Genomic DNA, 5,757 nt, shown 5'->3' with positions numbered 1-5,757 from the left:
ACACCACCCCCATTGGAATGAGCAGCCATCAGCCTGATCAAGGCCCCGTTCTGCCACTCGGCGAGGACATCTGGAACAACCTCACCGCTCACACCGTGCTCTACGACTTGATCTACACACCACGACCCACGCCATGGCTTCAGCGCGGGGAAGCGTTGGGCTGCCGCACCTATGACGGCCTGGAGATGCTCGTCCAGCAAGGGGCCGCCGCTCTCCGATCTTGGAGCGGTGTCGATGAGGTTCCTGTCAACGCGATGCGGGAAGCAGCGCTCAAAAACCTGAGCCATCCCTAAACGCGACCTAGCCTTGAAGCATTCACCAACTTCAACCTGTGCCCATCCCCATCTGGCAGCGCCTGCTTGGTTTGTTGGTTTACGTCTTGCCATGGAGCGATGCCATCCCCATCGGCCAACATCTGCTCATTCAGTTCCCTGTGCTGCAGTGGCTGACCCTGCCGGCCTTGCCTCTGTTCATTTTGGAACGGGGAATTCCTTTCGGTCTTGGAAATCTTCTGTTGTTTTTCTTGCTGTTCTTAGCGGTGGTGAGGAATCCAAATGTCCCTTACTTCATTCGCTTCAACACCTTGCAAGCGCTGTTGGTTGACATCGTGGTCGTACTGATTGGTTATGCCTTCACCATCCTGCTGCCCATCGGTGGCGGACTGATGATGCGCACGCTCTCCAGCACTGTGGTGGTGGGTGTTCTGGCTGTTGTGATCTTTGCCTTAATCGAGTGTTCTCGAGGTCGTGAGCCGGACCTGCCGGGCTTGAGTCAAGCGGTTCGCATGCAGTTGTACTGATCCCCGTAGCACCAGGCGATATGGTGGTAGATCCGTCGCTCATTCACTGAGCCTTCAGTCCCCGTCGGATCTGTCTCCATGACCCAACAGCCTTACTACGAGACCATGTACATCCTCCGTCCGGACATCCCGGAAGAGGAAGTTGAGTCTCACGTGACCAAGTACCGCGACATTTTGACTGAGGCGGGTGCCGAGGTTCTCGACAATCAAATGCGCGGTAAGCGTCGTCTGGCCTATCCGATCGCCAAGCACAAGGAAGGCATCTACGTGCAGCTGAGCCATAACGGTGATGGCCAACAAGTGGGCGTTATCGAAAAAGCAATGCGCCTCAGTGAAGATGTGATTCGCTATCTCACCGTGAAGCAAGAAGGCCCGTTGCCTGCTCCTCGCGTCGCGCCTGGAACAGAAGCACCTGCCGAACCTGAAGCGGCTGCTCCTGCCTGACGGCCATTGTGCAAGCCATGGACGGGCGATAACGTCCGCCTATGGCGCATCAGGACTCCAACTATTGCTCACCACCCCCAGCCTGGAAAGCCGCTCGACCGCCCAGTGGCGATGTCGAAGCTCTCAGAGAGAGAGTGCATGAACTTGAAGAGCAGATCAGGGACTACGAAACGCTACTGAGCGAGCTCCCCGAGCTCTTTGAACGCAAATTCCAACAGAGATTGGAGCCACTCCTGGAGCGTTATCGGTTGTTGGCTCAGGCTCAACAACTCAATGCTGCACCGTCCGAAGCTGAGATTGTCCCCCTGCCCTTACGCGCCGATCGACAAGGGCAGCAGCGGCACAACATCGCAGCCTGATCTCAACGCCGATGCTTGGCGGCCCACAAGCGTGTGGGCAATCCCCAGACGTAGATAAAACCTTCCGCAGCACGATGATCGAATTTGTCTTCGCTGCCGTATGAGGCCATCTCGGGAACGTACAAACTGTTGTCGGTGGAAGCTCTTCCAATCACCGTGGCATTGCCCTTGTGAAGCTTCAGGCGCACAACCCCATTCACATGAACCTGGGTGCGATCCATGAAGCCATCAAGAGCCTCTTTGAGAGGACCAAACCAAAGGCCTTGATAGACGAGATCTGCCCATTGCATCTCGAGCTGGCGCTTGGTCCGCAAGACATCGGCAGCAAGGGTGAGACTCTCCAACTCCTGATGCGCCTGAATCAAGAGCAGCAATCCAGGCGTTTCGTAAATCTCCCGACTTTTAATTCCCACCACACGGTTCTCGATCATGTCGAGACGTCCAATGCCATGGGTGCCTGCCAAGCGGTTGGCTTCCCGGATCAGCGACACGGGCTCCAGCCTTGTGTCATTGATTGCTACGGGATTACCAGCTTCAAACTGGATCTCGATCTCCTCGGGATCATTCGGGGTTTGATCCACGGAAAGGGTCATCGCAAAGACCTCTTCCGGTGGGGCCACCATCGGGTCTTCCAAGGGACCAGCTTCAATGCTGCGCCCGAGCAGATTGAGATCGATCGAATACGGGGATTTTTTACTCACGGGAGATGGCATGCCGAACCGCTCGCCATAGGCAATCGTTTCCTCCCGGCTCATGCCCCATTCACGCGCTGGCGTTAAAACCTTTAAATCGGGTGCAAGCGATGCAATCGCCACATCAAAACGCACCTGATCGTTGCCCTTGCCGGTGCAGCCATGGGCCACAGCATCAGCTCCTACCTCTCGTGCCACCTCCACGAGACGACGAGCGATCAAAGGGCGCGCCAACGCCGTTGAGAGGGGATACCGACCCTCATAAAGAGCATTCGCGCGAATCGCAGGAAAGGCGAATTCCTCGATGAAGGGCTTAATCAGATCACCAACCAAAGACTGACTCGCTCCCGCCTCGAGTGCTTTGAGTCGTATCGGCTCCAGTTCATCGCCCTGACCGAGATCAGCGGCGAAGGTGATCACCTCCTCCACACCCCATTCCTGCTTGAGGTAAGGGATGCAGACGCTGGTGTCCACCCCACCGGAATAGGCGAGAACGACCTTGGTTGCGCGTCCCATCAGGTGGACTCCTGCTCTGAATCAGATTGCACTGATTCTCTACTCCCGCCAACCCGCTGGACCGATTGGGGAGCCAAACGAGCAAGCCAAAACAGCCAAAGCGCCATGAAAAAGGCTGGAATCAACAACAGTGCAAGCACCGGAACCGTGGACACCACCAGCGGATCTGGATGCAAGCGCCCCCATTTCCACAGACCAAAACTCAGTAACAAAGCCCCGCCCCACACGGAGAGGAGCAGCCAAACCTTGGCCAAGAGACGTCCTCAAGACTGCACTGAACTATGATGATCGATTACGGAACTGGACAGTGTCGTCTGAGTTGAGCGCCCTCGACAACATCAATCCAGCTCTCACGCGTTATGGGCGGCAAGAACCAGCACCGGTGCTGCCTCTTCGCGAAGAGCCCGATTTACTGAGCTGGCTGGAGACAAGCGGTCGGCTTGTGGAAGATGAAGAGTCCAGCACAGCTGAAGTGAGCACAGTGGAAGAGGAAGAGCTCTCTGCTCTCATGGGCGAGAAAGAGGATTACAACGCTGCCGATGAGCAAACAGAAGAGAATTGGGAAGATTGATTTAAGGTCCCTGCCCTAAGGCGTTAATGGAACGGGACGTGAACGACGCACAAGAGACTTCCCGCCCCCTCGATGGGAAAGTCTCTGCAGGTGTGCTGGCGGTTGTTGTGTATGCAGCAGCATTTGCATCAGACCGCTGGATCCCAAATAGCCTCCTAAGCCTCCCCTTGCTGATTGCGACGCTGATCGCTGCAATTGTGACCTGGTGGGGTGTACCAAAGCTGCGTGGCTTAAAGCTCGGGCAAGTGATCCGAGAAGAGGGGCCCCAGGGCCATCTCAGCAAATCAGGAACGCCCACAATGGGCGGACTCCTGGTGGTGCCGGTCGGCGTGATCGTGGGCGGCCTCATCAGTTGGAGCGGTCAAGCCGCTGAACAACTTTTAGCTGTGGCGTTCATCACACTCGCCTACATGGTGGTGGGTGGAATTGACGATTGGCGCAGTCTCACCAAACACACCAACACCGGTTTAACGCCACGCGGAAAATTACTTCTTCAAGCCTTGGCGGCCGTGATCTTTCTGATCTGGGCCGGAATGCGCGGTTGGATCAGTGGTGATGTGGCCTTGCCGTTTGACATCAATCTTCCCTTCAGCTGGCTGATTTGGCCGCTCGCAGTCTTTGTGTTTTTGGCGGAAAGCAACGCCACAAACCTCACCGATGGCCTGGATGGTCTTGCCGCCGGCTGCGGTGCCTTGGTCTTCACAGGCATGGCACTCCAGCTCACACTGCGCGGAAACAGCGGAGATCCAAGCCTTGCTGGGTTCTGCATGGCCATGGCGGGCTGTTGGCTTGGTTTTCTTGTGCACAATCGCAATCCAGCCAAAGTGTTCATGGGAGACACCGGTTCTCTGGCCATGGGAGCGGCTCTCACCGCTGTGGCCTTGCTGACAAACAGCCTTTGGCCTTTGTTGATGATGGGTGGAGTCTTCCTGGCGGAATCTCTCTCCGTAATTATTCAGGTGTGGGTTTTTAAAGCAACCAAAGGTGCTGATGGAGTTGGGCGAAGAGTGTTCCGCATGTCACCCCTTCACCACCACTTCGAATTGGGGGGTACACCAGAGCAACTCGTGGTGCCTGGATTTTGGATCGCAACAGCGGCTCTTGTCCTCATCGGAATCATGCTTCGACCTCTGTGATGGTCTGCATCCAGTGGTTGCGATTCAGATCACAATTCAGCCGGCCATCAACAAGCCACTAGAAGGTAAAATAAAATTTAGAACAGCCAGAGAATTCATTATTTTTTATACCTTAAAAACAATCAAAAGATATCGGCACTTAAAAACTCACACCCAAACAACACCATAACCCACGAAAACAATCCATCAAAACATCTAAAAATCACAAAACAACAACCTAAGAAACTGAGAAATTATTACCCAAGAACACTAAAATCGAAAACGATTTAAACCATAACATCTCAGAATGCTAACTGAAAGGCCACAAGGAAACCCATTACACTCTGAATCGCATATTCCGTAAAACTTACAATTCCAAGGGGTGTTTTGGTATTACCTCCTACACAAGCGCAATTCAAAGCTAACTTATCAATATAAACAGCTTTTATAACAGATACCATTCCCTGTACACCAACAATAAAAGCAACCCAACCTGCAATCACAAGGGGAGGTTCATATAAAAATCCTAAACCAATGAGTAACTCGACCCCTGGGAAAAGCTTTCCCCATATGGGTAAACGCTGGGTGAGAAGATCATATTTCACAAAACTATTGGTAAAGGATTCAACATCCATGAGCTTGAGCATCGCTAAAGCACAGATGGAAAAACCCATAAAGTGCTGGATCATGCTGTCGCCAAGAACAATGGCCATCAGCAAAGCCGTGCCAAAGACGGCTATCACCGGCGTATAGGAATAATCAACCCCTTGCACATCCTCACCAAGTAAAGCGGCTAAATCGCTGTAACCACCAATTCGTTCTGTACCACTGAAAATCTGTGGCGTCGTAGGGACTCCATAGCGCTGCTTAAAAGCATCAACCTGTTCCTGACTGGTCAAACGATGATCTTCGAAGTGGATCTGTCGCTTTTGCAACAACTCAATCGCTTTCAGACCCCATGGACATTCATGATCCGGCATCGACATTCGATAAAGTTGAACATCACTTAACAACTGAGAAGACATCATTGATCCAGACTCTGTATAGATCGTAGCCATACCTTTTCAAATCGACTACAACCATTGCGGAAAAACGATTTAGAGATTATCCTTCGGATGAATAGCAATCAGAAATTCCAATCACCAAGAGTTCACTGTTACACAAATCTCCTGTATTCAAAGATCTCCAACAATTCGATTAAGTATTTCACTTGCGACAACCATAAAATCAACACAACAATTAATTAGCTAAATCCAAGACA

At 52.7% G+C, this 5,757-nt stretch carries 8 protein-coding genes and 1 pseudogene; 6 read left to right on the top strand and 3 right to left on the bottom strand.

What is annotated here, in order from left to right:
• The 4 genes and pseudogenes from NCN04_RS06985 to NCN04_RS06970 form a co-directional block, all read left to right on the top strand.
• A pseudogene (locus NCN04_RS06985) lies at positions 1 to 293 on the top strand (shikimate dehydrogenase); the annotation flags it as partial.
• A gap of 38 nt (positions 294 to 331) precedes the next feature.
• Positions 332 to 799 (top strand): Tic20 family protein, encoded by a 468-nt coding sequence (locus tag NCN04_RS06980; RefSeq protein WP_048347580.1) that lies wholly within the window; start codon positions 332 to 334, stop codon positions 797 to 799.
• Positions 800 to 877: 78 nt separating this feature from the next.
• Positions 878 to 1,243 carry a 30S ribosomal protein S6 gene (gene rpsF / locus NCN04_RS06975; protein WP_011620813.1) on the top strand — a complete coding sequence of 122 codons (366 nt, stop codon included), beginning with the start codon at positions 878 to 880 and terminating at the stop codon, positions 1,241 to 1,243.
• 41 nt (positions 1,244 to 1,284) lie between these two features.
• Positions 1,285 to 1,602 (top strand): hypothetical protein, encoded by a 318-nt coding sequence (locus tag NCN04_RS06970; RefSeq protein WP_250395611.1) that lies wholly within the window; start codon positions 1,285 to 1,287, stop codon positions 1,600 to 1,602.
• 2 nt (positions 1,603 to 1,604) lie between these two features.
• Here the strand turns inward: NCN04_RS06970 and NCN04_RS06965 are convergent, their stop codons facing one another.
• Positions 1,605 to 2,810: an argininosuccinate synthase gene (locus NCN04_RS06965; protein ID WP_048347582.1), complete on the bottom strand. Its 1,206-nt coding sequence runs from the start codon at positions 2,808 to 2,810 to the stop codon at positions 1,605 to 1,607.
• Positions 2,810 to 3,064, bottom strand: coding sequence for a hypothetical protein (locus NCN04_RS06960; protein ID WP_048347583.1), 255 nt, complete (start codon positions 3,062 to 3,064; stop codon positions 2,810 to 2,812). Before NCN04_RS06960 ends, NCN04_RS06965 begins: the two co-directional genes overlap by 1 nt.
• A 53-nt stretch (positions 3,065 to 3,117) precedes the next feature.
• Here NCN04_RS06960 and NCN04_RS06955 point away from each other — a divergent pair, with 53 nt between their 5' ends.
• Positions 3,118 to 3,381 (top strand): DUF3134 domain-containing protein, encoded by a 264-nt coding sequence (locus NCN04_RS06955; RefSeq protein WP_048347584.1) that lies wholly within the window; start codon positions 3,118 to 3,120, stop codon positions 3,379 to 3,381.
• Positions 3,382 to 3,407: 26 nt separating this feature from the next.
• Complete coding sequence (gene mraY / locus NCN04_RS06950; protein ID WP_250395610.1) at positions 3,408 to 4,517, top strand: phospho-N-acetylmuramoyl-pentapeptide-transferase; 1,110 nt, start codon at positions 3,408 to 3,410, stop codon at positions 4,515 to 4,517.
• Between the two features lie 281 nt (positions 4,518 to 4,798).
• On the opposite strand, the gene NCN04_RS06945 is transcribed toward mraY, so the two are convergent.
• The gene (locus tag NCN04_RS06945) at positions 4,799 to 5,521 is read right to left on the bottom strand and encodes a MauE/DoxX family redox-associated membrane protein (RefSeq protein WP_250395609.1); all 723 of its coding nucleotides are present in this window, start codon (positions 5,519 to 5,521) and stop codon (positions 4,799 to 4,801) included.
• Between the last annotated feature and the right edge of the window lie 236 nt (positions 5,522 to 5,757).

The sequence above is a fragment of the Synechococcus sp. MU1655 genome, from assembly GCF_023630655.1.
GTDB lineage: Bacteria > Cyanobacteriota > Cyanobacteriia > PCC-6307 > Cyanobiaceae > Synechococcus_C.
This window is presented reverse-complemented; position numbering and strand designations above follow the sequence as displayed.